The 26,107-nt window shown below is 67.8% G+C and carries 23 protein-coding genes and 3 pseudogenes; 19 read left to right on the top strand and 7 right to left on the bottom strand.

The genetic code is table 11. The features are described 5' to 3' along the window. Window positions 1-174: 174 nt before the first annotated feature. Window positions 175-1,842, bottom strand: a complete 1,668-nt coding sequence (locus IPG68_07590) for a fumarate hydratase (protein ID MBK6763138.1) — start codon at window positions 1,840-1,842, stop codon at window positions 175-177. Window positions 1,843-1,948: 106 nt separating this feature from the next. On the opposite strand from IPG68_07590, the gene IPG68_07585 reads away from it, so the two are divergent. Genes IPG68_07585 through IPG68_07565 form a run of 5 tightly spaced genes read left to right on the top strand, consistent with a single transcriptional unit; the run spans window position 1,949 to window position 5,560 of the window. Further along, window positions 1,949-2,689 (top strand): polysaccharide deacetylase family protein, encoded by a 741-nt coding sequence (locus tag IPG68_07585; GenBank protein MBK6763137.1) that lies wholly within the window; start codon window positions 1,949-1,951, stop codon window positions 2,687-2,689. Further along, window positions 2,686-3,198, top strand: coding sequence for a DUF4245 domain-containing protein (locus tag IPG68_07580; GenBank protein ID MBK6763136.1), 513 nt, complete (start codon window positions 2,686-2,688; stop codon window positions 3,196-3,198). Before IPG68_07585 ends, IPG68_07580 begins: the two co-directional genes overlap by 4 nt. Then, window positions 3,195-4,391 (top strand): exodeoxyribonuclease VII large subunit, encoded by a 1,197-nt coding sequence (locus tag IPG68_07575; GenBank protein ID MBK6763135.1) that lies wholly within the window; start codon window positions 3,195-3,197, stop codon window positions 4,389-4,391. Before IPG68_07580 ends, IPG68_07575 begins: the two co-directional genes overlap by 4 nt. Continuing rightward, a complete protein-coding gene (locus tag IPG68_07570) occupies window positions 4,388-4,603 on the top strand; it encodes an exodeoxyribonuclease VII small subunit (GenBank protein ID MBK6763134.1) in 216 nt (71 codons plus the stop codon). Before IPG68_07575 ends, IPG68_07570 begins: the two co-directional genes overlap by 4 nt. Window positions 4,604-4,609: 6 nt before the next feature. Beyond that, entirely contained in the window at window positions 4,610-5,560 is a 951-nt protein-coding gene (locus tag IPG68_07565) for a 4-hydroxy-3-methylbut-2-enyl diphosphate reductase (protein ID MBK6763133.1), read from the top strand. Window positions 5,561-5,563: 3 nt separating this feature from the next. On the opposite strand, the gene IPG68_07560 is transcribed toward IPG68_07565, so the two are convergent. Both IPG68_07560 and IPG68_07555 read right to left on the bottom strand, forming a co-directional pair. Next, window positions 5,564-6,073 (bottom strand): hypothetical protein, encoded by a 510-nt coding sequence (locus IPG68_07560; protein ID MBK6763132.1) that lies wholly within the window; start codon window positions 6,071-6,073, stop codon window positions 5,564-5,566. A gap of 41 nt (window positions 6,074-6,114) precedes the next feature. Continuing rightward, a complete protein-coding gene (locus IPG68_07555) occupies window positions 6,115-7,221 on the bottom strand; it encodes a DNA recombination protein RmuC (GenBank protein MBK6763131.1) in 1,107 nt (368 codons plus the stop codon). A gap of 55 nt (window positions 7,222-7,276) precedes the next feature. On the opposite strand from IPG68_07555, the pseudogene ychF reads away from it, so the two are divergent. The 4 genes and pseudogenes from ychF to IPG68_07535 all read left to right on the top strand — a co-directional run bounded on the left by ychF (window position 7,277) and on the right by IPG68_07535 (window position 10,878). After that, window positions 7,277-8,367: pseudogene (gene ychF / locus IPG68_07550) on the top strand (redox-regulated ATPase YchF). A 36-nt stretch (window positions 8,368-8,403) separates the two neighbouring features. After that, window positions 8,404-9,048: a PAS domain-containing protein gene (locus tag IPG68_07545; protein ID MBK6763130.1), complete on the top strand. Its 645-nt coding sequence runs from the start codon at window positions 8,404-8,406 to the stop codon at window positions 9,046-9,048. 26 nt (window positions 9,049-9,074) lie between these two features. After that, window positions 9,075-9,377, top strand: coding sequence for a PAS domain S-box protein (locus IPG68_07540; protein ID MBK6763129.1), 303 nt, complete (start codon window positions 9,075-9,077; stop codon window positions 9,375-9,377). After that, complete coding sequence (locus IPG68_07535; GenBank protein MBK6763128.1) at window positions 9,319-10,878, top strand: sensor domain-containing diguanylate cyclase; 1,560 nt, start codon at window positions 9,319-9,321, stop codon at window positions 10,876-10,878. Before IPG68_07540 ends, IPG68_07535 begins: the two co-directional genes overlap by 59 nt. An 854-nt stretch (window positions 10,879-11,732) precedes the next feature. Here IPG68_07535 and IPG68_07530 read toward each other — a convergent pair. Next, window positions 11,733-12,524, bottom strand: coding sequence for a hypothetical protein (locus IPG68_07530; protein ID MBK6763127.1), 792 nt, complete (start codon window positions 12,522-12,524; stop codon window positions 11,733-11,735). Window positions 12,525-12,573: 49 nt separating this feature from the next. Continuing rightward, entirely contained in the window at window positions 12,574-13,101 is a 528-nt protein-coding gene (locus tag IPG68_07525) for a hypothetical protein (protein ID MBK6763126.1), read from the bottom strand. Between the two features lie 280 nt (window positions 13,102-13,381). On the opposite strand from IPG68_07525, the pseudogene IPG68_07520 reads away from it, so the two are divergent. From IPG68_07520 to IPG68_07500, 5 genes and pseudogenes are all read left to right on the top strand, one after another. Beyond that, window positions 13,382-15,012: pseudogene (locus tag IPG68_07520) on the top strand (ABC transporter substrate-binding protein). Window positions 15,013-15,177: 165 nt separating this feature from the next. Next, a pseudogene (locus IPG68_07515) lies at window positions 15,178-16,103 on the top strand (ABC transporter permease). After that, window positions 16,096-17,064, top strand: coding sequence for an ABC transporter permease (locus IPG68_07510; GenBank protein MBK6763125.1), 969 nt, complete (start codon window positions 16,096-16,098; stop codon window positions 17,062-17,064). The pseudogene IPG68_07515 and the gene IPG68_07510 overlap by 8 nt, the downstream one beginning before the upstream one ends. Window positions 17,065-17,068: 4 nt before the next feature. Further along, the gene (locus tag IPG68_07505; GenBank protein MBK6763124.1) at window positions 17,069-18,070 is read left to right on the top strand and encodes an ABC transporter ATP-binding protein; all 1,002 of its coding nucleotides are present in this window, start codon (window positions 17,069-17,071) and stop codon (window positions 18,068-18,070) included. Then, window positions 18,045-19,097: a dipeptide ABC transporter ATP-binding protein gene (locus IPG68_07500; protein MBK6763123.1), complete on the top strand. Its 1,053-nt coding sequence runs from the start codon at window positions 18,045-18,047 to the stop codon at window positions 19,095-19,097. The genes IPG68_07505 and IPG68_07500 overlap by 26 nt, the downstream gene beginning before the upstream one ends. 30 nt (window positions 19,098-19,127) lie before the next feature. On the opposite strand, the gene IPG68_07495 is transcribed toward IPG68_07500, so the two are convergent. Together IPG68_07495 and IPG68_07490 are read right to left on the bottom strand one after the other, a co-directional pair. Next, window positions 19,128-20,171 carry a S9 family peptidase gene (locus IPG68_07495; GenBank protein ID MBK6763122.1) on the bottom strand — a complete coding sequence of 348 codons (1,044 nt, stop codon included), beginning with the start codon at window positions 20,169-20,171 and terminating at the stop codon, window positions 19,128-19,130. Between the two features lie 17 nt (window positions 20,172-20,188). Beyond that, entirely contained in the window at window positions 20,189-21,118 is a 930-nt protein-coding gene (locus IPG68_07490) for a DPP IV N-terminal domain-containing protein (protein ID MBK6763121.1), read from the bottom strand. Window positions 21,119-21,172: 54 nt separating this feature from the next. On the opposite strand from IPG68_07490, the gene mshB reads away from it, so the two are divergent. From mshB to IPG68_07465, 5 genes are all read left to right on the top strand, one after another. Continuing rightward, window positions 21,173-22,057 carry an N-acetyl-1-D-myo-inositol-2-amino-2-deoxy-alpha-D-glucopyranoside deacetylase gene (gene mshB, locus IPG68_07485; GenBank protein MBK6763120.1) on the top strand — a complete coding sequence of 295 codons (885 nt, stop codon included), beginning with the start codon at window positions 21,173-21,175 and terminating at the stop codon, window positions 22,055-22,057. Window positions 22,058-22,195: 138 nt separating this feature from the next. Beyond that, on the top strand, window positions 22,196-24,067 hold the full coding sequence (locus tag IPG68_07480; protein ID MBK6763119.1) for an AAA family ATPase: 1,872 nt from the start codon (window positions 22,196-22,198) through the stop codon (window positions 24,065-24,067). 23 nt (window positions 24,068-24,090) lie between these two features. Next, a complete protein-coding gene (locus IPG68_07475; protein ID MBK6763118.1) occupies window positions 24,091-24,564 on the top strand; it encodes a flavin reductase in 474 nt (157 codons plus the stop codon). 82 nt (window positions 24,565-24,646) lie between these two features. Next, a complete protein-coding gene (locus tag IPG68_07470; GenBank protein MBK6763117.1) occupies window positions 24,647-24,973 on the top strand; it encodes a ferredoxin family protein in 327 nt (108 codons plus the stop codon). A gap of 3 nt (window positions 24,974-24,976) precedes the next feature. After that, window positions 24,977-26,032 (top strand): succinyldiaminopimelate transaminase, encoded by a 1,056-nt coding sequence (locus IPG68_07465; GenBank protein MBK6763116.1) that lies wholly within the window; start codon window positions 24,977-24,979, stop codon window positions 26,030-26,032. Window positions 26,033-26,107: the final 75 nt, after the last annotated feature.

The following is a 26,107-nucleotide window of genomic DNA, read 5'->3' as shown; positions in this document are numbered from 1 at the left end:
CCTCGCGGCTTGTGCGGCGCCGCAGTGCGCGGGGCCCACCTTGTGCGCGGGAATCAGGGCGTTGGTGAAAGGTACGGGCGGGAGGGATCCAACCGTGCAGAATCGCTCCCCGCTTGAGGTGTCTCTCCCACCCTGAGCGCGGGCCACCTTGTGCGCGGGCCAGCGGCCGGCGTGTCAGTCCTTGGGCGGACCCACCGGGATGCGGGTGGCGATGGGCCGCATCGTCTCCGCGAAGAAGTCGTTGCCTTTGTCATCGACCACGACGAACGCCGGGAAGTCCTCCACTTCGATGCGCCAGACCGCCTCCATCCCGTGCTCCGGGAAGTCCAGCACCTCCACCTTCCGGATGCAGTCCTGGGCGAGCCGGGCGGCCGGCCCGCCGATGGACCCGAGGTAGAAACCACCGTTGTTCTGGCAGGCATCCGTGACCTGCTTCGACCGGTTGCCCTTGGCCAGCATCACCATCGATCCACCGGCCTTCTGGAACTGATCGACGTAGGAGTCCATGCGCCCGGCAGTCGTGGGCCCGAACGAACCGGACGCGTAGCCCGGGGGGGTCTTCGCGGGTCCGGCGTAGTAGACCGGGTGGTCCTTCATGTACTGGGGCATCGGATGACCGGTGTCGAGCAGATCCTTGATCCGCGCGTGGGCGATGTCACGCGCCACCACCAGCGTGCCGGTCAGGCTCACCCGCGTCTTGACCGGCAGTCGGTGCAGGTCCGCGAGCACTTCGGGCATGGGGCGGTTGAGGTCGATCGCCACGACGTCGTCGTCGAGATGGTCGTCGGTCACCTCCGGCAGGTAGCGCGCAGGGTCACGCTCGAGCACCTCGAGGAAGGCACCCTCGGGGGTGATCTTCGCGAGGGCCTGCCGGTCGGCGGAACAACTGACGGCGATCGCGATGGGTGCGCTCGCGCCGTGGCGCGGCAGCCGGATCACCCGCACGTCATGGCAGAAGTACTTCCCGCCGAACTGCGCCCCGATGCCGAACTCGCGGGTCTGCTCGAGGATCGCCTGCTCCAGGTCGAGGTCCCGGTAGCCATTGCCGTCCGGGCCGCCGTGGGTCGGCAGGTTGTCGTAGTACCGCGCGGAGGCGTACTTGGCCGTCTTGAGCGCGAACTCTGCACTTGTCCCGCCCACCACCACGCCGAGGTGGTACGGGGGGCAGGCGGCGGTGCCCAGAGCGCGCAGCGAGGAGTCAAGGAAGGTGCGGAACGTCTCGGGGTTGAGCACGGCCTTCGTCTCCTGGAACAGGTACGACTTGTTGGCGCTGCCCCCGCCCTTGGCCATGTAGAACAACTCGTACTGCAATTCGTGGCCGGGCTTGGTGTCCGCACCGATCTCGATCTGCGCGGGCAGGTTGGTTCCCGTGTTCACCTCGTCCCACATGCTCAAGGGGCTCATCTGCGAGTACCGAAGGTTCAACTGCTGGTAGGCGTCGTAGACCCCCTGGCTCAGGGCGAGTTCGTCCGGGCCGTCGGTGAGCACCCGCTGGCCGCGCTTGCCGGAGATGATCGCAGTGCCGGTGTCCTGGCACATGGGCAGCACGCCACCGGCAGCAATATTGGCGTTGCGCAGGAGATCCAGGGCCACGAAGCGGTCGTTGGGGGAGGCCTCGGGGTCGTCGAGGATGTTACGCAACTGCTGCAGATGACCAGGACGCAGCAGGTGCTGGATGTCCCGCATCGCCGCGAACGTGAGCTGGCGCAGTGTCTCGGGCGCCACGCGCAGGAACCGCTGGCCGGCCAGGTCCACGACCTCCACGCCCTCGGTGGTGATCAGGCGGTACGGAGTCTCGTCCTCGCCGCGGGGGAGCATGTCGACGTAGTGGAAGTCCGGCATGCTCCCAGCCTAGACCCGTCCACAGGCAGCCCGACATGGCTGCGATGGCGGATCCGCGTGCCAGACTTGAGGTGTGCGCTCACGGGGTTCTCTCACGGTGTCGGCGGTGTTCGCCGCCCTGACCGTGGCACTGTCAGCGCTGGTCGTCGCGCCTCCGGCGCAGGCGGTGAAGGAACCCAAGATCGTCTACCTGACCTTCGACGACGGGCCGAACGCGGGCAACGACCCGCGCCTGTTGAGACTGCTGGCCCGCGAGCAGGTCCCGGCGACGTTCTTCCTGGTGGGCCAGTCGCTGGCCGCCGATCCCGGACAGGCGACGCGGCTGTGGCTGGCTGGTCATGCGGTGGGCAACCATACGTGGTCGCACGCGGACCTGACCCTCCTCGACCCGGCGGGCATCCATCGTCAGATCGCATCGACGCAGCGGCTGCTGGGCGCTGCCGGAGGTAGTTGTCTGCGTCCGCCGTACGGTGCCACCAGTTCTACGGTGACCGCCGTGGCCCGCGGCCTGGGACTCAAGCAGGTCCTGTGGACCGTGGATCCGCAGGACTGGGCCCACCAGGACTCCGCCTACATCACCACGCACGTGCTGACACACGTGCGCAACAGGTCCATCGTGCTGCTGCACGACGGCGGGGGCCCCCGCCTGGCAACCATCAGCGCGGTGAAGCGGATCATTCCCGAACTCCGCCAGCGGGGTTACGAGTTCCGCACGATCCCGTCCTGCCGGGTGCCCTTCACCGGTTGGCTGTTCGACGCGGCGAAACCCCAACCCAAGCCCAAGCCACCGAGACCGGACCCGCAGCCTTCGCCGACTTCCTCGCAGGCTGGTGGAATGGGGTCATGAGTTCGGAACGCACCCAGCGCGGCCTGCGGGACCTCGTGCTGAGTCTGTTGGTCGTCGGGGCCTTCGTGGCCTTCTTGTTTGCTGTCGTGTGGCGACCCGCGCCGGACCCGGTGCGCACGGTCGACCCGGTGCCGGCACTGACTGCGGCTCGCGAGCAGGCCGACTACCCGGTTCAGGCGCCCACTGGCCTGTCGGCGCAGTGGCGAGCCACCTCGGCGCGCTTCGACGGTGACGAGAACACCACCACCTGGTTCCTGGGCTATGTCACGCCCGAGGACCAGTACGTCGCGCTCGCCCAGACAGATGGGGACGCCGGGGAGTTCGTCGCTGATCAGACGCTGCGAGGACGCCCGGATGGTGAGCGAATCATCTCGGGGCGTCAGTGGCGGCAGTACACGACCGACGACCAGCGTTCGCTCGTGACCTCGATGGACGGATCCACGGTCGTCGTGACGGGCACCGTGTCGTACGAACAACTCGCCGACTTCGCCAGCAGACTGTCCTCGTGACCGCGCCCACCCTGGAGCAGCCATGGCCGCTGCGCGTCATGCTCAAGCAGTTCCAGGACTGGGTGGGGAAGCTGGGTCAGGTGTGGGTCACGGGGGAGATCTCCAAGATCCGCGCCACGGGCAACCAGACCTTCTTCACGCTGCGCGACGACCTCGGCGAGACCAGTGCGGATGTGATGATCCACCCGCGCAACTTCGCGGACCTGCCGCGCACTCCGGTGGAGGGCGACCGGGTGGTGCTGCTCGTACGACCGCACGTGACCAAGCAGACCAGGGTCCTGCTGCGGGCCAGCGAGATCCACCTGGCCGGGCTCGGGGACCTGTTGGCCGAGATCGAACGCCGGCGACGACTGCTGGCGGAGGAGGGCCTGTTCGCCGCGCACCGCAAGCGCCGGCGCCCCCTGATCCCACGCGCGGTGGGCGTCGTCACCGGCCGCGACAGCGATGCCCTCAAGGACGTGCGCCGTATTGCTCTGGCTCGGTTCCCGACCATCCGGCTGGAGGTGCGTGAGGTTGCTGTCCAGGGCCGCGCAGCGGTGCCCCAGGTGACGGCGGCACTGCTGGACCTCGAGGCCCACACGGAGGTGGACGTGATCATCGTCACCCGTGGCGGCGGTTCGCTGGAGGACCTCCTGCCGTTCTCCGACGAGGGGCTGGTACGCACGGTCGCTCGCTTGTTCACGCCGGTGATCAGCGCGATCGGGCACGAGGCCGACCGGCCGATCCTCGACGACGTGGCTGACGCGCGAGCGGCCACGCCCACGCACGCGGCCACGCTGGCGGTGCCGGATGTGGCCGAAGTGGCGGCCAACATCGACACGCTGCGCAGGCGGCTGCGCACGCTGATGGCGGCTAGGGCGGGCCACGAGCGGCGATGGCTTGAGGCGTGGCGACAGCGGCGCGTCCTGCAGGATCCCCATGTCATCCTCGTCGAACCGCGGGCCCGTCTGCAGCGCTGCCGGGAGCGGTTGCTGCCCGCGGTGAGCCGCCTGGCGGAGCGGCAGCGCGTCGACCTGGCCAGCCTCGACCTGCAACTGCGGGCACTGTCGCCGCAGGCGACTCTCGACCGGGGCTACGCGCTGGTGACCGATCCGGACGGCCGCATCGTGCGCCAGCCACCAGAGCCCGGCGGGCGCATTCACGTGCGCGTGCAGGCAGGACACTTCGAGGCATTTGTGGAGGAGCAGCCATGAGCGATGAGACGCCGGAACCGTTGACCTTCGAGGCGGCACGCGACGAGCTGGAGCGGATCGTGCGGCGACTGGAGGACGGCAACGTCAGTCTGCAGGAGTCGGTGGAACTGTGGGAGCGCGGTGAGGCGCTGGCGGCGCACTGCGACGTCCTGCTCGGGCAGGTGGAGAACCGACTGGAGGCGGCGAAGGCGCACATCGAAGAGTCCACGTAGCATTGAATGGTGGGTAAGATTCTGCTGGCGGCACCCCGCGGCTACTGCGCCGGGGTGGAGCGTGCCGTCGTTACGGTGGAGAAGGCCCTGAAGTTGTACGGGCCGCCGATCTATGTGCGCAAGCAGATCGTCCACAACGTCCACGTCGTAGCCGACTTGGAGCGGCGGGGGGCGATCTTCGTCGACGAGACAGACGAGGTCCCGCCCGGATCGCGCCTGGTGTTCAGCGCTCACGGCGTCGCCCCCAGCGTGCACGACGAGGCGCAACGCCGGAACCTACTGACCATCGACGCCACCTGCCCGTTGGTGACGAAGGTCCACAACGAGGCCAAGCGTTTCGCCGAGTCCGGGTACCAGATCCTGCTCATCGGCCACGAGGGCCACGAGGAGGTGGAGGGGACGGCCGGGGAGGCGCCGCAGGCGATCACCATCGTCGACTCCCCGGAAGCCGCCGACACCATCGAGGTGGATCCGCAGCGTCCGGTCGCATGGCTGTCCCAGACCACCCTCTCGGTGGACGAGACGATGCAGACGGTTGACCGGTTGCGTGAGCGCCTGCCCCTGCTGATCGATCCCCCCAGTGATGACATCTGCTACGCCACGCAGAACCGACAGGCCGCGGTCAAAGTGGTCGCTCCGCAATGCGACGTCGTAATCGTGGTGGGCTCGGAGAACTCCAGCAACTCCGTGCGCCTGGCCGAAGTCGCGCGGGAGGCCGGGGCGCAGGCCCACCGCATAGACGACGCCAGCCAGCTCCAGCAGGAGTGGTTCGACGGGTGCAGCACTGTCGGGCTGACCTCCGGTGCCAGCGTTCCGGAAACGCTCGTCGAGCAGGTACTCGAGGCCCTCGACGCGTTCGGCTTCGACGAGGTCGAGGTCGTGACCACGGTCGAGGAGAGCCTGATCTTCGCCCTGCCGCCGGAGTTGCGCCGCGACATCAAGGCAGCGGCACGCTGACGATCAGCGGTGCAGCATCCAGCGCCGCACGATCACGATCAATGCCGAAGCGCCGGTCCCCGCGAAGATCCACGGTGCGCTGTAGGCCAGACCAGCGATCACCATCGCACCTTCCCGGATCAGCAGGTTGTCCCGGTTGCCGTTGAGCAGGTCCGGCTGACCGGCGATGGCGATGGCCGTGAAGTAGGCCAGTGGTGGGGTGATGATCGCGGTGGAGAGGTCCCGATAACCCACGGTGGCGGCCGCGATGACAGAGATCACCACGAACACCGCACCCGTGAGGTAGGTGATGCTGCCGTTGATGGCGGTGTCGGCCAGTGCGCTCAGGATGGTCACGGTGAACACCAGCAGCACCATGAGCCCCACACCCAGACCGCTGCGATCCTCCTGCCCGGCGGGCTGCGGGATCGCGCTCACATCGGCCACGGTATCGGCAGGGGCGGGCTGCTCAGGCGTCATCGCGACCGACACCCCGACCGGGCTGGCCGTGACGGTCGGCTCCTTGGTGCTCACCGGTCAACGGTAACCCGAGGAGCCGGGTTGGCCGTGCAACGCTACCCGGTGTCCCGCATCAGGTCTTCGGCCTGTACAGCGACTGTGCGGGGGCGCACGTCCACCTCAGCCACGCCGATGGGGTCGCTGTCCGTCGCGGTGAGCCGGGCCAGTCGGCGTGCGGATGGCAGCACGCGGGTCTCCAGCGACCCGACAAACAGGTTGTAACTGCCGACGGCCCCGGTCAGGTCCTTGCCCAGTCGCTCGAGGTGGCCGGCCATGGTGAGCAGGCGCTCTTGCACCTGGCGCCCGGCACGGAGGATCTCCCGGGACTGGTCGGCCATGGCCGACTGCTGCCAGGCCCACGAGATGCTGCTCAGGGTGGCCATGAGGGTGGTCGGGGTGGCCAGGACCACCTTGCGCTGGAAGGCAGTCTGCAGAAGGTCGGGGCGTTCCCGCAGCGCAACCCCCAGCATGTGCTCGGCGGGCAGGAACAGGATGACGAATTCCGGCGTGCCGACCGCCTTCCAGTACTTCTTGCTCGACAGGCGGGCCACATGGCCCGCGACGGCCGCGGCATGCCGGGCGGCAGTGGTCTGCTCGTCGGCTTCGGGGTCCAGGAAGGCGTCGAGGGAGACCTTCGCGTCCACCACCACCCGGCGACCGGCGGCGAGGTCGATGAGCATGTCCGGGCGCAGGGAGCCGTCGTCATCGGCGACTGTGTGCTGCTCGACGAAGTGGACGTGATCGAGCATGCCCGCGGCCTCCACCAGTCGGCGCAGTTGCATCTCACCCCATGTGCCCTGGTGCTGGGTGCGCGACAGCGCCTCAGTGATGCGCCGGGCCTGGAACGCGACGTCCGAGGTCGCCTCGCCGACCTGCCGACCGACGGACAGAACCTGCTCGGACAGGCCGGACAGGGACGCCACCCGGGCCCGCTCAGCGGCATCGACCTGCTGGGACAGCCCGGTCATCGCCAGCCGCAGTGGTTGCAGCGTGGCGTCGAGGGTGCCGCGGTCCTGGACCTGCTCGGTGAGAGCCTGGCAGCGGCCCTCGAGTTCGGCGACCCGGGTGCGTGCCGACGCGGAGCCGAGCCGGTATGCCACGTACACGGCGATGGCGATCAGACCGGCGATGAGTAGCAGCCACACGGGGGCGATGGAGATCATGGTCGCACCCTGCCCGATGGGTGTGACATGCGTGTTGGCTCTCTACACTTCAGTGGTGTCCCTGACCATCGGAATCGTCGGCCTGCCCAACGTGGGCAAGTCCACCTTGTTCAACGCCTTGACCAAGGCCGGCGCGCTGGCGGCCAACTACCCGTTCGCGACCATCGAGCCCAACGTCGGCGTCGTGGGCGTCCCCGACCCCGCCTGCAGAAGCTCGCCGTCGTGTTCGGCTCCACGAAGATCGTCCCGGCCACGGTGCAGTTCGTCGACATCGCCGGGATCGTCCGCGGCGCCAGTGAGGGGCAGGGACTGGGCAACAAGTTCCTGTCACACATCCGGGAGTCCGACGCGATCTGTCAGGTGCTGCGCGCGTTCCACGATCCGGACGTGGTGCATGTCGAAGGGCGGGTGTCGCCGGCCGAAGACATGGAGACCATCAACACCGAACTGATCCTGGCCGACCTGCAGACCCTCGAGAAGGCTCTTCCGCGCCTGGAGAAGGAGGCCCGGATGAACAAGGACCGGGCAGCCGTGGTGGCCGCGGCGCAGCAGGCGCAGTCCCTCCTCGAGGAGGGCCACACCCTGTTCTCCGCCGGGGTGGATCCGGAACCCTTGCGGGAGTTGTTCCTGCTGACGAACAAGCCGTTCCTCTACGTCATCAACTGCGACGAGGAGGAACTCGGCGACGAAGGGTTCCGCACCAGGATGACCGAACTCGTCGCGCCCGCCGAGGCGGTTTTCCTCGACGCGCAGGTGGAGGCGGACCTCAGTGAACTGCCCGAGGCCGAGGCGCTCGACCTCCTGCAGTCCATCGGACAGCTGGAGTCCGGCATACAGGCACTGGCCCGGGTCGGGTTCGCGACGCTCGGGCTGCAGACGTTCCTCACCGCAGGACCCAAGGAGGCCCGGGCATGGACGATCCACGCCGGCGACACCGCGCCGGAGGCGGCCGGGGTGATCCACACCGACTTCCAGAAGGGGTTCATCAAGGCCGAGGTCATCTCGTTCGAGGAACTCGTGGCTGCCGGGTCGATGCAGGAGGCCAAGGCCCACGGGAAGGTGCGCATCGAGGGCAAGGACTACGTCATGGCCGACGGTGACGTGGTGGAGTTCCGCAGCGGGCTGGCCGCCGGCGGGAAGCGGTAGTCCTGCGTCCGGATGGGGGACCCCGGCGGACACAAGATGATCAAGAGTCGGGGCGGTCGTGCCGACCACGACTACATGAACACCGAGACGACCCGGGTGTACGACCAGGCCGGCGGCGTCTCACAGGCCGTTGACGATCGCGAACTCCTCCGGGCGGTGGTCAACGCCGCGCTCGATCCGCTGATCGTGATCCGCGCCCTTCGTGGTGACGACGGGGTCATCGACGACTTCATCCTCGTCGACTGCAACGACCGGGCCACCGAGTACCTGTCCCGCGGGCGGGAGGACCTCCTAGGACGCCGGATGGCTGAGGTGTTCACCCCCGACACCGCCGAGATCGCGAGGGGCTGGGCCGCTGAAGTGGTCGCCACCCGCAAGCCCCGGTTGCATGCCGGTGAGCACTTGACCAGCATCGTGACCGCGCACGTGCGCCTCTTCGACGTCAGTGTCGTCCCGATCGCCGACGGTGTGGCGTTGACCTGGCGCGACCTCACCGACGCCCGGCATGCGCTGGCCGAGTTGCGGCGCAGCCAGGAGAGCCTGCGCGTGGCCATGATGACCGCCCCGGTGGCCATGAACATCGTGAGCATCCACGGCACGTTCTTGCAGGTCAACCCCGCGATGGCAGGTTCCTCGGCCGCAGCGAGCAGGAGCTACGAACGACGAAGTGGCAGGACCTGACCCACCCCGACGACTTCGAGAAGGACGTGGCCCTCCTGCAGGAGCTTCTCGACGGCAAGCGCGACTCCTACCGGCTGCTCCGGCGGTTCACCCGGCCGAAGGGGCAGGAGGTCTGGGGTGACATGGCAGTGGCGGGGGTGCGCGACGAGACAGGTCGGGTGCTGTTCCTCATCAACACCATCGTCGATCTGACGGAGTTGGTGCGCAGTCGCGATGATCTGGCAGAGTCCCGTGAGGCGGTATCGCATGCTTGCCGAGCACACCTCCGCCGTGGTGCTGCAGGTGTCCCGGGACGGTCGGCTGGAGTGGGCTTCGCCCTCCGTGGCTGACACCTTCGGGTGGAACCGCGACGAGGTGGTCGGGCGGTCCATCAGCGACTTCATCCCGCACGGCGACTGGGGCAACGTCGCCGACGCCCTGGCCTCGAGTGCGTCAGACGGCAGCGCCACCGGCGGGCAGTTCCGGGTGCGGCGACGGGGTGGCCGGCTGATCTGGGTGGACGCCACGGCCAGTTCGGTGCGCGATCCGCACGGGAATCTGGTCCGCGTGGTGCGCCTGCGCGACGTGGATGCCCGGGTCCGGGCGCGGATCGCCCTGCAGAACAGCGAGGAGCGGTTCCGCGCCGCCATGCGCGCAACCCCGATCGGGGTGGCGATCATCAACCGCGACGGGTACATCGTCCAGGTCAACGCCGCATTGAGCCGCATGTTGCGGCGCAGCGAACAGTCCCTGATGGGCAATCGCATCACGTCCCTGACACATCCCGAGGACCGGCGCATCGACCTCGAGATGTGGAACTGGCTGCACGGCCGGCAGGCAGGATCGGTGACCCGCGAGAAGCGACTGATGGACTCCGACGGTGAGGCGCTGTGGGTGCAGAACGCGTTGGCATCGGTCCGGGACGAGGACGGCGAGATCCGTCCTTCGTGGCCCAGTTCATGGATGTCAGCGAGACCCAGCAGGCCCATGCGGCGCTGGAACTCATGGCCCTGCACGACCCCTGACGAACCTCAAGAACCGGCGCGCGGTGCTCGACCAGTTGCAGTCCGTGCTTCCCATCCGCCGCGAACGGGCTCGTGTCTCGGGGTCCTGTACTGCGACCTCGACCGGTTCAAGAAGGTCAACGACGTGCACGGGCACGCGGTCGGTGATGCGCTGCTTGTGGAGGTCGCCCGCCGGATGGAGGCCGCCGTGCGGGATTCGGACACCGTCGGGCGCATCGGCGGCGACGAGTTCGTGGTCCTGCTGACGCAGATCCGGGACGAGGACGCCCTGTTCGCCGTCGCGCAGAAGATCCGGGCCACCGTCAGCGAGCCCTTCACCGCCGACGGTGTCACGCTCACCCCGACTCTGAGCATCGGGGCGGCCCTGGCCGATCCCGGAGACAGCCCGGATGCCGTCGTGGCCAAAGCCGACATGGCACTGTATGCGGCGGGGAGCAGGGCCGCGACCGTGCCGTGCCGTACTCCCAGATCCTGGGCTGAGGCCGGCCGATCAGCACCGCAGCCGGCGCCGGACCGCGCGCGGCACACTCTTGACCATGGCGCGGGCCTGCCAGGTGGGCCGGCTCGTCTCGATGAGCATGGCCTGCTGGTCGGCGTTCAGGTCCGTGAGGTGCTGAACCTGCTGGCGCAGCTGCTCCATCTCGCGGGCGGTGTCCCGCCGCTGTTCGGCGTCCAGGTCCGCGAGGCGCTGAGCCTCCTGCCGCAGTTGCTCGTTCTCGTGTGCGGTGTCTCGCCACCCGCAGCGGTCCGGTCCGCGCTGTCGAAGATGTCCACGAGCGCCGGGTCCCAGCCGGCGAACCCCTGCAGGAGAGGGTCCACCGACTGATCGCGCATCAGCGCGTCGATGGCGGCCATGGCGTCGTGTGCAGCCACCGCGCGCATCATGGCGTACGGGTCATCCAGGTACCGGCGTAGGTACTCAGGGTGATTGTCGGCCGTCCAGGCGTCGTCCACCGGCACCGCCGTGATCCCCCCGGCAGGCACCCGCGCCGCGCCGATCCCGAAGTCGTTGGACACCGTGAACCAGGCGAGACCGTTGCCGGCACACAGGTCGCGGAAGGCGGCGAAGGTCACTCCGCACCAGCTACCGGGCATGAACTCGGGTGAGATCAGCTCGGGGGGCGGCAGGCAGTCGTGGACCAGCAGCAGTCCGCCGGGACGCACGAGGGAGGCGGCGGACAGGATGCCATCGACGGAGGCATCGTAGGTGTGGAAGGGGTCGAGGATCACCAGGTCGACGCGCCCGTGCCACGGCCGAAATTCGGCCAGTGCCAGGGATGTGGGACCGGTCGGCATACCCGGCACCGGGGCCGGTGTCTGGACGACCAGTGCGAGTTCCGTGGCCGACAGATCGAGGGTGCCCAGCGCGGGGTTGCCGGTGGTGTGCGAGGTGACCACGGCGATCCGGCGGAGTTGGTACTCGTCGATCACTCGGCTGGCCAGGCCGCCCAGACCGGGCGCAGGAGTCGGATCACCCACCGGGGTCAGTTCACCCGGACCTTGACGTCGGGTCCGGGAAGGCTCTGGGTCCCGCGTTTCTTGGCCGGCTCCGGCGGCGGGCCCTCCTGGCTGCGCACCCACTCCGAACTCGAGGGCTTCAGCCGTTTCGTGGCGGTCACGCCAGCCATCCACGAGCGCTCCGGCACGTACCGTCCAAGATGTCCTTGCGGACCCGGACGGTCAGGAGAACGCGCCGTGCTTGTCGGCACGGAAGTTGCGGCGCAGGTCGCCGACGTCCTCCCCGCGGCCGCGCAGCCACCCCGCGCCGTTGCGCAGGGGGACCCACTTGCTGCCGCGCAGGCGTTCCATCACCCCGGTGATGCGGGTCTTGGCATCGCTGGAGACAACAGCCTTGACATTGCGCACCCGGGTCTTCACCCGTGGCTGCCGGTAGTCGGGGGGCGCGAGGTAGGCACGGGTGAAGGCGTCGCCACCAAGTCGTGTCCCGTCGTAACGGGCGACTGTGACGTCGACGCTCTTCGCGTCGGCCATGGGGTAGGACGCCGAGCCGCCCTGGGTCCAGAGGGTGGGCGCCTCCAGTGGGTCGCCGAAATCGAACGTGACCGCGTACCAGGAACCGGCGACCGCGCTCCACGAGGCCACCGCGTTGCCGTTCTCGACCCGGCTGGTCAGACCGGCCGGCCGGTCGCCGCCGCGCTGGCGCGCGCGCACATCCACGCCCAGGTCGGGGAAGTCGGTGATCACGCCGTCTGCCCCGATCGCAGCCGCCTTGCGGTACGCGTCCCGGCTTCCGCGCAATGTCCAGACGTGGATCCCCAGGTCGGCGGCATGCGCCTGTTGCACCAGGGAACGCCGGGCGCGCGTGGTCGGCACCCCCAGCACGTCGGCGAACTGGCGGAACTGCGGGAACAGGCCCACATCGTCCGGGCCGACGTTGCGGGTGAGGAAGACCGTCCGGTTGCCGGTGGCCTGTTTGATGCGGAGGAGGTCGTCGGCGTTGTCGGACTGCACCCAGAAGGGGGCTGCCGCCCGGCCTCGCCGGTGGCGTTGAGGACGGAGATCAGCGCGCCGGTGATGTCCAGGGGTTGGCGCGGGTCGGCTGTGGGGCGGCGAAGTACTCCGACTCCTTGATTTCCATGTACAGCGAGACGCCGCGGCTCTGAGCCAGGGCGATGAGCGCATCGAGGGTGAGCAGACCCTGCCCGTTGGGCTTGGCCAGCGTGCTCAGTTCCGCCCAGGTGAAGTCGTCCACCCAGAAGCCGAAGTAGTCCACGCCGTTGAAGTTGCGGATCGCGCCACGGCCGGGGAACTTCGCGGCGACGTCCGTGACTCGGCTGAGGTCCAGATCGTGGCAGATGAGAAGTTGACCGTCGCGACTCATCACGATGTCGCCCTCGAGGAGGTCCGCGCGCAGGTTGCTGGCGATCTCGTAGGAGGCCGCGCTGCTCTCGGTGGTGTACACCGGAGCGCCGCGGTGGCCGATCACCAGCATCCCGGATCCCGGACGGCCCTCGAGCGCGCTGACGACCGGGGCGGAGCCCGCGAGCAGGGCGAAACACACCAATGCCGCCGCCGTACGACTTCGCACTTTCGCACCTCCTCCGGCACAACTGTGCCATGAACAGTGGGACGAGCCCGGCAGCCCTCGCGTTCCGTTCCAGGCGCGGGAAGCCGGATTCGGTAACGATTCTGTGACCCGCGGGGGTCCTGCGGGTATACGCATTGGCACAATGGGGGAGAAAATCCGTATCCTCCATCCCACAGATCGCGGCACGACGCCACCCTCTGCGGCGGGGATGCTGGGATTCTTCACGGAATCCGAACACAATGTGCCTGACAGATATGGGCACTCATAGAAGGGATAGTCCATGCGTGGACTCAGAAAGGCCGCCCCGGCGGTGATCGGGGCCAGCGTTCTCGCGCTGACCCTGGCCGCCTGTGGCGGGTCGTCGGACAGTGGCGGCGGGGACGGCGGCAGCGGTGCCTACGTGACCGTCAACGGCTCCGAGCCGCAGAACCCACTGGTGCCGGCCAACACCAACGAGACCGGTGGCGGCAACATCATCGACAACCTGTTCACCGGTCTGGTGACCTACAACCAGGAGACCGCCGCGCCGGAGAACGCCGTGGCCACCTCCATCACCTCCGATGACCAGATCAACTGGAACATCCAGATCCGCGACGACTGGAAGTTCCAGGACGGCACCCCCGTAACGGCAGCGAGTTTCGTGGACGCCTGGAACTGGGCGTCCTATGGCCCCAACGCGGCGCTGAACTCCTACTTCTTCGAGCCGATCGAGGGCTTCGCGGATGTGCAGGGTGAGTTCGACGAGGAGGGCAACCCGGTCGGCAAGCCCGAGACCAAGGAAATGTCGGGTCTGAAGGTCGTCAGCGATACCGAGTTCACGGTGAAACTGAGCCGGCCGAACTCGCAGTTCCCGGTCATGGTCGGGTACTCGGGCTTCTCGCCGATGCCGCAGGCCTTCTTCGACGACCCCGAGGCGTTCGGCAAGAACCCGGTGGGCAACGGCCCGTTCCAGTTCGAGAGCTGGGACCCGAAGGTCTCCATCAAGATCAAGGCTTGGCCGGACTACCCGGGCGACCCGAAGCCGAGCATCGCAGGCGCCGAGTTCAAGCTGTACCAGGACCTCGACGCGGCCTGGGCCGACCTGCAGGCAGGTAACCTCGACGTGCTGGACGCCATCCCGGCATCCGGCCTGGCGGGCGGGCAGTACAAGCAGATTCTTGGTGACCGCGCCATCGTGCAGCCGTTCGGTGCCATCCAGACCGGCAGCTTCCCGTTCTACGACAAGCGGTTCGAGAACGCCGACCTGCGCAAGGCCATCTCGCTGGCGATCGACCGTCAGACGATCATCAACAACGTGTTCGACGGCACGCGTGAGCCGGCCACCGACTGGAGTTCCCCGGTGGTCAACGGCTACAAGGCCGGCGTGTGTGGCGAGTGGTGCAACTTCGACCCGACCAGGGCCAAGGAGATGCTGGACCAGGCCGGCGGCTTCGACGGCAAGCTGACGCTGGCCTACAACGCCGACGGTGGCCACAAGGAGTGGGTGGACGCCACATGCGTGAGCATCAAGAACGCGCTGGGCGTCGAGTGTGTCGGCAAGCCGACCGCGGACTTCGCCACCTTCCGTGACGAGGTCGTGAACAAGCAGATGACCGGCATCTTCCGCACCGGTTGGCAGATGGACTACCCGTCCATCGAGAACTTCCTGGTCCCGCTGTACAAGACAGGCGCCTCGTCCAACGACGGCGACTGGTCGACCAAGGAGTTCGACGACTTGATGGACCAGGCCTCGGCCACCCCGGGCGAGGAAGGCATCGCGCTGTTCCAGCAGGGTGAGGAGATCCTCGCCCAGGAGATGCCAGTCATCCCATGTGGTACTACGCGCTGACCGCCGGTTACTCGGAGAACGTGTCCAACGTGCAGTTCTCCCCGTTCGGCAGGGTCGTCCTGACGACCATCCAGAACGCCTAGTAAGCAGCTGGCGAACTGTGCCCCACCGTCCCAGTGGCGGTGGGGCACAGTCGTGTCCGGGTGTCGGGCGCGGCCGGCCACGCGCAAACCGGGGGTTGACTGAGCATCCCCGAGTGACCCTGAGTATCGTTCGATCGTCATTGATCGCAGGGGAAGGTGGTGTCCGTGGGTCGTTACACGATCCGTCGCCTTCTGCAGATGATCCCGGTGATCATCGGTACGACCTTCTTGATCTACGCGATGGTGTGGGCACTGCCGGGCGATCCGTTCGCCGGCAAGTGCGGTGACAAACCCTGCCCCCGGCCTACGTCGCGGAGATGCGCGACAAGTTCAACCTCGACGACCCGCTACTGGTCCAGTACGGCAAGTACATGGTCAACCTCCTGCAGGGCAACTTCGGAGAGAGCTTCTCCGGCCGCACAGTCTGGAGCGACCTCGCCCTGGCGTTCCCTGTGACGTTCCGCTTGGCGCTCATCGCCATCATCATCGAGATCGTCATCGGTATCAGTGCAGGCATTCTCGCCGCGCTCAACCGCGGCGGCTTCTGGGACAACCTCGTGCTGATCTCCACCCTGATCGTCATCTCGATCCCGGTGTTCGTCATCGGTTTCCTGGCCCAGTTCACCTTCGGGATCAAGCTGGGCTGGTTCCCGCCGACGGTCGGTCCCAATGCGACGGTGTACGAGTTGATCCTGCCGGCATTCGTGCTCGCTTCGCTGTCGTTGGCCTATGTGGCCCGTTTGATGCGCGGCAACCTCACGGAGAATCTCCGAGCCGACTATGTGCGCACAGCGACGTCCAAAGGACTCTCCCGGCAGCGGGTCATCGGACGGCACGCTGTGCGCAACTCGCTCATCCCGGTGGTCACCTTCATTGGCGCCGACTTCGGTGCACTGCTCGGCGGAGCCATCGTGACCGAGGGCATCTTCAACATCCGCGGCATCGGTGGGCTGCTGTACCTGTCCATTCGCACGCGAGAGGGAGCCACCGTGGTCGGCGTGGTCACCGTCCTCGTCCTCGTGTTCTTGCTGGTGAACCTCTTGGTCGACATCCTGTACGGCGCGATCGATCCGAGGATCCGTTATGAGTGACCCGAACGCATCGATGGCCGCGGCGGCGCCGGAGACCGTCGAGAGGGGGACCTACCTGGGGGCGGACCTGCCCCCCGAGCCGGGCCCGGACAGGAGTCGCTCGCTCTGGAGCGACGCCTGGCGGGAGCTGCGGACCAACAAGATCTTCATCGTCTCGGCGGTCCTGATCGTGATCTTCCTGATCATGACCTTCATCCCGCAGTTGTTCACGTTCGGCAAGGACCCGTACACCTGCGATCTGACCCTCTCGCGCCAGCCCCCGTCGTCACAGGCGTGGTTCGGCTACGACAACAACGGCTGTGACGTGTACACCCGGACGATCTACGGCGCCAAAGCCTCGATCCTGGTGGGCGTGTTCACGACCGCCTTCTGCATGCTGCTCGGGGCCCTGGTCGGGGTCCTCGCCGGGTTCTTCGGCCGGTGGGTCGACGCCGTCCTGTCGCGTATCACTGACATCTTCTTCGGGATACCGCTCTTGCTCGGTGGCATCCTCGTTCTGAGTTCGTTCCCCAGCGGCGACAACACCACGTTCTACGGTGAGGTCGGCAAAGTCGTGCTGGCCCTGGGGATCCTCGGCTGGACCTCGATGACGCGCATCATGCGTTCGTCGGTGATCCAGGTGCGCGACGCCGACTTCGTCGTGGCTGCCCGGGCACTGGGGGCCAGCAACGGGCGCGTCATCCGCAAGCACGTGGTGCCCAACTCGTTGGCCCCATTGATCGTGCTGGCAACGATCTCGTTGGGTGGCTACATCGGTGCGGAGGCCACGCTGTCGTTCCTCGGACTGGGGCTGCAACCCCCGGTCATCTCGTGGGGCACCATGATCAACGATGCGCAGCCCTACATCCGGGTCGCGCCTTTCATGCTCTTCTTCCCGGCGTTCTTCCTCTCGGTCGCGGTGTTGAGTTTCATCATGCTCGGCGACGCCGTGCGTGAGGCCCTGGACCCGAAGCTGCGGTGAGGACATGAGCGACCACTTGTTGGAAGTAGACGACCTCTACGTGGAGTTCCGCACGCGTGACGGCGTGGCCAAGGCGATCAACGGTGTGAACTACACCCTCGACGCCGGCGAAACTCTCGCCGTGTTGGGCGAGAGCGGCTCGGGCAAGTCGGTCACTGCCCAGACGATCATGGGCATTCTCGACATGCCGCCGGGTTTCATCACAGGCGGTGAGATCCGGTACAAGGGCCGGGACCTGTTGCAGATGCCTGAGAAGGAGCGGCAGAAGATCCGCGGGGCGGAGATCGCGATGATCTTCCAGGACTCGCTGTCGGCGCTCAACCCGGTGTTCACGGTGGGGGACCAGATCTCCGAGATGTTCCAGGTCCACCGCGGCATGTCCAAGAAGGAGGGCATGCAGCGGGCGGTCGACCTGATGGAGCAGGTCCGCATCCCCGCGGCCAGGGAGAGGGTGAAGGACTACCCGCACCAGTTCTCCGGCGGTATGCGGCAACGCATCATGATCGCGATGGCGATCAGCCTGGACCCCACTGTGCTCATCGCCGACGAGCCCACGACTGCCCTCGATGTGACCGTCCAGGCGCAGATCATGGAACTGCTGCAGGAACTGCAGCGGGAACGCAACATGGGGATGATCCTCATCACCCACGACCTCGGAGTCGTGGCCGGCGTGGCGGACAAGATCGCTGTCATGTACGCGGGGCGGATCGTCGAAGACGCTGATGTCATGACCCTGTACGGCAAGCCCGCGCACCCCTATACCGAAGGTCTGCTGGCGTCCATGCCGCGGGTCGACACCAAGGGCGAGGAACTGTACGCGATCAAGGGGTTGCCGCCGTCACTGATGAATCTGCCGCCGGGATGCAACTTCAATCCGCGCTGTCCGTACAAGAAGGACATCTGCCTGCAGGAGGTGCCCCCCACTCTCGACGTGGCGCCGGGACACCGATCCGCCTGCCATTTCTGGGAGGAGGTGTACGGTGACCGAGCCGATCCTGCAGGTTAAGGACGTCGTGAAGTACTACCCACTGACGCGCGGCATCATCTTCAAGAAAGAGGTCGGCCAAGTACGCGCCGTGGACGGGGTGTCCTTCGACCTGTACCCCGGGGAGACGTTGGGCATCGTGGGGGAGTCCGGCTGCGGCAAGAGCACGCTGGCCCGCCTGGTGATGCGACTGGAGGCCCCGACCTCCGGGCAGATCTGGTTCGAGGGCGACGACATGGCCAATCTCGGGACCAAGGCGATGCGGACCAAGCGCCGCGACATCCAGATCGTGTTGCAGGACCCGTACACCTCGTTGAACCCCCGCATGACTGTGGGGGACATCGTCGGCGAACCGTTCGACATCCATCCCTCCGTGCTGCCGAAGGGGGACCGGAAGAAGGCGGTGCAGGACCTGCTCGAGGTCGTCGGCCTCAATCCCGAACACATCAGCCGCTACCCGCACCAGTTCTCCGGCGGCCAGCGCCAGCGCATCGGCATCGCCCGGGGCCTGGCGTTGAAGCCCAAGATCATCGTCTGTGACGAGCCCGTCTCGGCCCTGGACGTGTCCGTCCAGGCCCAGGTGATCAACCTCTTCGAGAACCTGCAGAACGAGTTCAACCTCACCTACATCTTCATCGCGCATGACCTGTCGGTCGTACGCCACATCTCCGACCGGGTCGCCGTCATGTACCTGGGCAAGGTCGTCGAGGTCGGGGACGAAGCGTCGATCTACGAGCACCCCAGCCACCCCTACACGCAGGCGTTGCTGTCCGCCGTGCCGGTGCCCAATCCCGTGGGCCGGGAGGATCGCAAGCGGATCGTTCTGCAGGGGGACGTCCCGTCACCGGCGAACCCGCCATCGGGGTGCCGGTTCCGGACCCGGTGCTGGAAGGCCCAGGACATCTGCGCGCAGCAAGAGCCGCCGCTGGTCCAGATCGGGACCCATGGCGGCCAGTTCTCCGCGTGCCACTTCCCGCAGGAGCGCGACATCGTGCACAACGACGTCCCGACTGCCGCGCTGGACCTCTCGGAGATCCCGCCGGAGTAGGCTCAACGTCGCGCGACGGCAGCCCGAGGATCACCCCAGATGCCGGCGGAAGAAGTCGACCTGAAGCAGCAGCAGGTTCTCGGCCACCTGGGGCTGCGGGGTCATGTGCGTGACCCCGGACAGCGGCAGGACCTCGTGTGCGCGGCCGGCCGCCAGCAGCGCGCTGGACAGTTGCAGCGTGTGGGCGGCGAACACGTTGTCGTCGGCCAGCCCGTGGATCAGCAGCAGTGGCCTCTCCAGCCCAGGGGCCAGCGGCAGCAGGGAACAGTGGTCGTACGGCCCGGCGTCGGCTGTCGGGTCCCCCAGGTACCGCTCGGTGTAGGCGGTGTCGTACAGGCGCCACTCGGTGACCGGTGCGCCGGCGATGGCGGCGTGGAAGACATCCGGCCGCTGCAGAACCGCCAGCGCCGCGAGGTAGCCGCCGTAGGACCAGCCCAGGATCCCCACCCGGGATGTGTCCAGACGTCCCGGCAGGGCCGCGGTGGCGCGCTCGAGCGCCACGATCTGGTCGGCCAGCGCCGGATCCCGCAGATCGCGATGGACGGCGTGCTCCCAGGCGGGCGACTGCCCGGGCGTGCCGCGGCCGTCCGCGACGATGACGCAGAACCCCTGGTCGGCCAGCCACTGCGCACCGCCATATGCGCCGCGGGACGCCAGCACACGCTGGGCGTGCGGACCCCCGTACGGGTACAGCAGGACCGGCAGCGGACCCTCGGGGCCGGCCGCGGGCAGGAGGACGACCGTCTGGACATCGTCGTCGCCGCTCGGCAGCCGGACGGGTTCGGCGGCGACCAGCGGCTTTTCGGCGAGGCTGTCCAGGCCCGCCAGTTCGGTGTACTGCGCGTCACGGATCACGACCTGCACCCCGTAGCGGTCCCAGCGGGCGGTGCTGGTGATCACCAGACCTGACTCGACGACCGCCGTGGTGTAGGCGTCGGGTTCGGACAACCACCGGAAGCCTTCGGCATCGACGCAGCCGACGCGAGACTCGGCCGGGGTCGTACAGGCGGCGACGTAGTGCATGCCGTCGATGGAGCCCAGGTACGACCTCACCTGCACGTCCGGCGGTGTCACGGCCCGGCCATCGACCGTCAGACGACGCCGGGCTTCGTCGGTCCAGGCGAGGACACGCCCCCCCTTGGTGCACGGCAACCCGGGCATGAGATCCAGCCAGGATGGCCCTCCACATGGGCCACCGGATCGCCGGCAAGGTCGCAAATGAACAGGCGCGTCTGCTCCCGGTCGAGCACGCCGACCAGGCCACCGCCCACCGTCGCCAGGTACTCCGACGGTGGCAGCGGCACACGCTGCCCCTCGCCCTCCAGGGTGAAGCGCCACAGTTCCACAGCCGCGTTGGGGGCGCCGGCGTGCGGGTAGCGCTGCTCCGCTGGATGCCGATCGGGGTGGGCGGCATCGGCGCGGTACCAGACGGGGACATGGTCGTCGTTCGTGCGCTGGACGAGCAGGCCGCTGGAGTCCGGCAGCCACCAGTAGCCTCGGGTGCGGCTCAGTTCCTCCGCAGCGATGAAGTCGCACACCGCCCAGGCCCCCGGCTCCTCGTCGCCGACGACAACCCGATGCTGCGTGCCGTCCCAGGCACAGACGTGCAGCGAACCCGCGGCGACCCAGCTGATCCAGGCGGCGTCCGGGCTCAGCCGAGGATCGAAAGCGCCCGTGGCCACGTCGATGGTCCTGGCGCCGCCCTGCAGATCCCACGCCAGCAGCCGGCCACCAGCCCCCGCCACGACGCGGTCATCGCGAACGTCGAAGGCGGTGATGCCGGCGGCGGTCTCGCGCAACCGTTCGCGCATCGACAGTTCGGTCTGCGTGGGGCGACCGGCGCCGGACAGTACCTCCTGCGTGCGGCCGGTGCCCCGGTCCCAGCGGAACAGCCGCAGGGCTGCGTCGCGGGAACCCGTGGAGCGCAGGAAGTACACCGAGGTTCCGGTCGCCCGGAAACTGCGGGGCTGGCCGTGGCGGAACTGACCGGTGAGGGCGGCCTGGCGCGGATAGGTCTCCATTGGGTTCAGGCTAGAGGTATCGGCGCGGGTACGGCCCGCCACTAGTCTTGGGAGATGGTTGATCGACGGCTGCTGCTGGTGCACGCGCACCCCGATGACGAGACCATCACCACCGGGGCCCTCATGGCCGGCTACGTCCGGCAGGGGGTGCAGGTCACTCTCGTCACCTGCACGCTGGGTGAGGAGGGCGAGATCCTCCTCGATGACGCACAGCATCTCGCCGCGCATCACGAGGACCGGCTCGGCGAGCACCGGTACGAGGAACTCGCCGCAGCCATGGGCCTGCTCGGCGTCACCGACTGGCGGTTGCTCGGGGCACCCCACAAGTACCGGGACAGCGGAATGGTCGGAACCGACGCGAACCAGCGCCCTGACTGCTTCTGGCAGGCAGATCTGCTGACGGCCGCCAGTGACCTGGTGGCGGTGATCCGGGAGGTCCGTCCACAGGTGGCGGTCACTTACGACGACTTCGGCGGCTACGGTCATCCCGACCACATCCAGGCGCACCGGGTGCTCATGTACGCCCTCGCGCTGGCAGCAGTGCCTTCGTTCCGGCTCGACCTCGGCGACCCGTGGCGCGTGCAGAAGGTGTACTGGACCGCCATGCCCAAAGGGATGATCCGGCAGGGCATCCTGGCGTTGCGGGCCGCCGGCGACGAGACGGGCTTCGCCGCGATGGACCCCGATGACATCCCCTTCGGGGTCGATGACGAATTGGTCACCACATCGGTGGACTTCCACGAGTTGCTGGACGTGAAGATGGCCGCGCTGGCCGCGCACGCCTCGCAGGTCCAGACCGACGGTGGGTTCTTCGCGCTGTCGAACAACCTGGGCGCGAAGGCGATGGGGGTCGAGCACTTCCGGCTGGCGCTCGGCGAGGTCGCGCCACCGTTCGACGAGGACGGTCGTGAGACCGATCTGTTCAACGGTGTCACCTGATCGAGTTACCGCGTCACCTGATCGAGTTAGGTCGTTCGGCTCCGTCTGCCCTTCATAGGTACCGCTTTGCCCGGATGAAGCGCACGCTGCGTATGGGGGCAGTTCGTTAAGGAGGCAGTCATGGAGCCTGCGCCGGGGATGCTCGATGCTGTCGCGACCGGTCGGCTACGGGCCGCGGACGCCGATGTGGGTCGATCCCGTGAGCACGGCCGGCAGCGCCGACTGCTCAAGATCGCACTGATCCTGGCCGTGCCTGCGGTGTGGCTCTGGGTCCGTATCGTCGCCGGCCGGGGGATCGACGTCACCGCGCTGTCGCTGCCCCAGATCGACCCGTTCCTACTCATCGTCGGGGTGTTCTTCCTCGTCCTCATGGGCACGCTCATCGGCACCACCGTGGTGGCCGGCAGATCGCCGCATGTGACGTACCGGCCCGAACAGATCGACGTGCGCTTCGAGGACATCAAAGGCATCGATGCTGTGAAGGCCGAGGTCGTCCGTTCCCTGAACCTTTTCCTGGCCCATCGGGCGTTCTCCGAGCAGATGGGCGGGACACCGCGGCGCGGCCTGCTGTTCGAAGGTCCCCCCGGCACCGGCAAGACGTACGTGGCGAAGGCGCTGGCCGGCGAGGCGGACGTGCCGCTGCTCTTCGTGAGCGCCACGTCCTTCCAGTCCATGTACTATGGCGCGACCGCTCGCAAGATCCGCTCGTACTTCAGGACGCTGCGCAAGACCGCCCGGCGCGAGGGCGGTGCGATCGGTTTCATAGAGGAGATCGACGCCATCGCTACCGCGCGCGGCGGGCTGGGCCTGTCCGCATCGGCCACAGCGCTGGCGTGCGGCGGCATGGAGGGTCTGCGTGCAGGGCCGGCCGGTGGGCTGGTGCGCAACGCGTCGGTGGTCAGCGAGGGAACCGGCGGGGTCGTCAACGAACTACTGGTGCAGATGCAGTCCTTCGACGAACCGACCGGGTGGCAGGTGGCCCTCGGACGGCTCGTCGACACATTCAACCTGCTGCTTCCGGCTCACCGGCAGATCCCACGGCCAAGGCCGCAACCGGCGAACGTGCTGCTCATCGCCGCAACCAACCGGTCCTCGGCGCTGGACCCCGCGCTGATGCGGCCGGGGCGCTTCGACCGGATCCTCACCTTCGAGCCTCCGACCAAGAAGGGTCGCCGGGACCTGATCGACCTCATGCTCGACCGCCGCTCTCATGACGACGAACTCGACGCCCCGACCACCCGCGACGATCTGGCCGCTCTCACCACCGGCTACACCCCGGCCCGCCTGGAGAACCTCTTCGATGAGGCTCTCGTGGAGGCCCTGCGGCGCGGGTCCCGGTCGATGAGCCTGCGCGACGTCCACGCGGCGCGACTCGTGGCCGACGTGGGACTCGGGCAGCCGGTCGCCTACACCGATCACGAGGCCCGTCTCATCGCCACCCACGAGGCAGGGCACGCCGTTGTGGCGCATGTCGTCGCACCGCACCGACGACTCGAGGTGCTCACAATCGTCAAGCGCAAGGATGCGCTCGGGATGCTGGCGCACAATGACACCGAGGACGTGTTCACGCGCAGTCGCAGCGAACTGCTCGCACTCATCCAGATCGCCTTCGGCGGCATGGTCGCCGAGGAGGTGTTCTTCGGGGAGTCCTCGACCGGACCGAGTTCCGATCTCCACTATGCGACGACCGTGGCCGCACAGATGGTGGGCGCGGCAGGCATGGTCCACTCGCTGATCAGCCTGTCCGCGGGAGCGTCAGCGGGCGGGAACCTCGTCAGCCAGGTGATCGCCGATACCGGGGCCCGCGAATCCGTCGAGACGCTGCTCGCCGAGCAGAAACTCGCTGCCCGCAGGGTCCTCGAGACCCACCGCGCCCAGGTGGAGGCGTTGCGCGACGCCCTGCTGGACCGCCACGAGCTCGTCGGCGGGCAGATCCTGGAGATCCTGGGCGCAGACGTGGTCGATGTCCGCGACGAGTCGGTGGCACCGACCAGGTCGGGCGATTCCTGATTGCCCGCACTAGCGTTGGCGGGGTGAAGGACGCGTTCAAGGGCCTGATGGCCCGCGTGGCCAGCGGGGTCGTCGTGGTCACCGCTCGCGTCGACGATGGCGATCATGCCATGACTGCGAACTCGTTCACGTCGGTGTCGCTGGAGCCCGAGTTGGTCCTGTTCTGCGTGCAGCAGGACTCGCGGTTCCACGAGGCGATCCACGCCAGCAGCCAGTGGGTGGTGAACCTGCTCACGGCCGATCAGGCCGCGGTTGCCCGGTGGTTCGCCGAACGGGGCCGGCCGCTGCAGAGGCAGATGGACCTCGTGGAGTACACCCGCGACGAAGACGGCATCGCGGTACTCACCGGCTCGATCGGGCACCTCGCATGCACCACCGAGGCGATCCACCCCGGTGGTGATCACAGCATCGTGGTCGGCCGGGTGCGCCGGATCGTGCACGAGGATCTGCGGTCACCGCCACTGCTGTACCTGAACCACCGGCTCGCCGGTCCGTGACCTCCGGGACGGGTGGGTGATCGCCGACCGCGCGCTATAGCCTAGGAGGGAGCCTTCCGGCGCAGTCGAGAAAGGGGTGGTCGTGACCTACATCATCGCGTTGCCATGTGTGGACCTGAAGGACAAGGCCTGCATCGACGAATGTCCGGTGGACTGCATCTACGAGGGTGAGCGCATGCTGTACATCCACCCCGACGAGTGCGTGGACTGCGGCGCCTGTGAACCGGTTTGCCCTGTCGAGGCCATCTACTACGAGGACGACGTGCCGGAGGAGTGGGCCGAGTACACCCAGGCCAACGTGGACTTCTTCAACAACATCGGCTCGCCGGGCGGTGCCACCAAACTCGGCAAGATCGACCACGACGTGGACTTCATCGCCGCGCTGCCCCCGCAGCAGCACGACGAGTAACAGGTGCACCTCCCCGACTTCCCGTGGGACACGCTGGCCGCGGCCAAACACAATGCATCGGCCCATCCTGGCGGCATCGTCGACCTGTCCGTGGGAACGCCCGTGGACCCCACCCCGGCAGTCATCCGCGAGGCGCTGTGCGAGGCGTCCGACGCCCCCGGGTATCCCACGGTCCACGGCACCCCGCAGGTGCGGCAGGCGGCCGCTGATTGGCTGAGCCGACGCCTTGGAGTGTCCGCTGAGCCGGCGGACGTGCTGCCCCTGATCGGGACCAAGGAGTTCGTGGCCTGGTTGCCCACACTGCTCGGCCTCGGGCCGGACGACGTCGTCGCGTCCCCTGCCATCGCCTACCCCACCTACCGCGTGGGTGCGATGGTCGCGGGTTGCAGGACGGCCACCGTGGGGCAGTCGGCAGCCCTGACCTGGTTGAACAGCCCGGCCAACCCCACGGGCGAGGTGCTCGGTGTGCAAGCCCTACGAGACGTCGTGACGGCAGCTCGTGCCGACGGGTCGATCGTGGTCAGCGACGAGTGCTACATCGAACTGGGCTGGGAGTCCGAGGCGTTCTCCGTCCTGCATCCGGATGTCTGCGACGGTGACCACACCGGGCTGCTGGCGGTGCACTCGCTGTCCAAACGGTCGAATATGGCCGGATACCGGTTCGGGTTCGCAGTGGGCGATCCCCGCCTCATCGCCAGTCTGCTGCAGGTGCGCAAGCACCTCGGGATGATGGTGCCGCTGCCGGTGCAGTCGGCGGCGATCGCCGCGCTGTCCGACGATGAGCACGTGCGCAGTCAGCGGGGGCTGTACGCGGGCCGGCGCCAGGTGCTGCGAGCGGCCCTGCAGAGCGCGGGCTTCCGCATCGATCACTCCGAGGCGGGGCTGTACCTGTGGGCCACTCGCGACGAACCCTGCTGGGATTCCGTCTACCACCTCGCAGAGCGCGGGATCCTGGTGGCCCCCGGGGACTTCTACGGCCCTGGCGGCGCGCGTCACGTGCGGGTGGCGCTCACAGCGCCGGACGAGCGGATCCGGGCCGCTGCGCACCGGCTGGGTTGAGGTCGGCCCGGGCCTCGGTGGCGGCTCGGGTGGCGAGGTTGGAGTTCGTTCACGGCGTTGGAGGTCTCACGTGTG

It is taken from the genome of Micrococcales bacterium (assembly GCA_016703125.1).
Lineage (GTDB): Bacteria > Actinomycetota > Actinomycetes > S36-B12 > UBA10799 > JADKAV01.
Note: the sequence above shows the minus strand (reverse complement) of the source record. Positions and strands in the feature narration are given on the sequence as shown.

Coding starts and splice junctions, on each gene's coding strand:
- IPG68_07590 (MBK6763138.1), bottom strand. CDS start 1,842: ATGCCGGACTTCCACTACGTCGACATGCTCCCCCGCGGCGAGGACGAG.
- IPG68_07580 (MBK6763136.1), top strand. CDS start 2,686: ATGAGTTCGGAACGCACCCAGCGCGGCCTGCGGGACCTCGTGCTGAGT.
- IPG68_07570 (MBK6763134.1), top strand. CDS start 4,388: ATGAGCGATGAGACGCCGGAACCGTTGACCTTCGAGGCGGCACGCGAC.
- IPG68_07565 (MBK6763133.1), top strand. CDS start 4,610: ATGGTGGGTAAGATTCTGCTGGCGGCACCCCGCGGCTACTGCGCCGGG.
- IPG68_07555 (MBK6763131.1), bottom strand. CDS start 7,221: ATGATCTCCATCGCCCCCGTGTGGCTGCTACTCATCGCCGGTCTGATC.
- IPG68_07545 (MBK6763130.1), top strand. CDS start 8,404: ATGATCAAGAGTCGGGGCGGTCGTGCCGACCACGACTACATGAACACC.
- IPG68_07510 (MBK6763125.1), top strand. CDS start 16,096: ATGAGTGACCCGAACGCATCGATGGCCGCGGCGGCGCCGGAGACCGTC.
- IPG68_07505 (MBK6763124.1), top strand. CDS start 17,069: ATGAGCGACCACTTGTTGGAAGTAGACGACCTCTACGTGGAGTTCCGC.
- IPG68_07490 (MBK6763121.1), bottom strand. CDS start 21,118: ATGGAGACCTATCCGCGCCAGGCCGCCCTCACCGGTCAGTTCCGCCAC.
- mshB (MBK6763120.1), top strand. CDS start 21,173: ATGGTTGATCGACGGCTGCTGCTGGTGCACGCGCACCCCGATGACGAG.
- IPG68_07480 (MBK6763119.1), top strand. CDS start 22,196: ATGCTCGATGCTGTCGCGACCGGTCGGCTACGGGCCGCGGACGCCGAT.